Below are 932 nucleotides of genomic sequence, written 5' to 3'. Positions count from 1 at the left end.
CCGACGCCACCTGGCTCGCCGACGAGGTCGTCGCGCTCGGGTACGACGTGACCGAACCCGAGCTCCCTCTCGTCGCGGTCGACCTCCCCGACACGACGTTCGAGGCGCTCCGGGACGCCGGTTGGAAGCTCTCCCGCACGGGCGCGGGCGAGGCCCGCGTCGTGTGTATGCCACACGTGACCCGCGAGGCGCTGCGGGCGTTCCTCGCGGACCTGGACCGGATCCGAACGTGAGACGAAGCGGATCGGGATATAAAAGTGGACTACACCGTCGGTATCCATGCTGCGCGGTCGCGTTATACATGGTAGTCAGTACAAAGGCGTCAGTGAGTGATGTCGGGAGTAGGTGTATCAGATCGCTGGCGGCACCAGAGTATATAACTGAATAACGAGCGGCAGCACCGATCGCTTATAAATAGCCACTGCGGTGGCGCGCCCCGGTGAGCGGCCCGAAGGTCCCTCGCTGGAGTCGCTGGCGCGGAGCGCCCGCGACGAGGCTGGGGAGGCGTGAGGTGCGGTGTTGTGCGGGGCGGGTGGGACCCAAAGGGACAGCCGGCGGCTTCGCCGCCGGCGACTGGGGCTTTGGACGAGTTCACCATCAATCGATGATCAACCACTTATAAACGAACGGCTGGGGCGTTGAACGAGGCCACCGCGTCAACAACCACTTATAAACGGCCGACAGCAACACCGCTTGCTCACTTATACCCAACCGATCGATCGTATTACCATACCCACACCCGATATCGATCACGGAGCTCTCGCTATCGACCGACTCTCGGCGATCCGCGGGAGCCGAACCAACATATTCACTATCGGGCATCACGAACCGGCGGCTATGAGCACGGACGACGTCTCTCGGCGCACGTTCATGTGGGCCGCCGGCGGAGCGGCGGCCGCCGGCACGGCCACGGCCGCGTCGGGGACGGCAGC

The 932-nt window shown here is 64.6% G+C and carries 1 pseudogene; it reads left to right on the top strand.

The features are described from left to right. Window positions 1–233 (top strand): annotated as a pseudogene (locus tag ACFQEU_RS16730) (tyrosine decarboxylase MfnA); the annotation flags it as partial. Between the last annotated feature and the right edge of the window lie 699 nt (window positions 234–932).

The organism is Halorubrum tibetense (assembly GCF_042661865.1).
GTDB classification, from domain to species: domain Archaea; phylum Halobacteriota; class Halobacteria; order Halobacteriales; family Haloferacaceae; genus Halorubrum; species Halorubrum tibetense.
The sequence above is the reverse complement of the archived record's forward strand: the minus strand, read 5'-3'. Positions and strand labels throughout refer to the sequence as shown.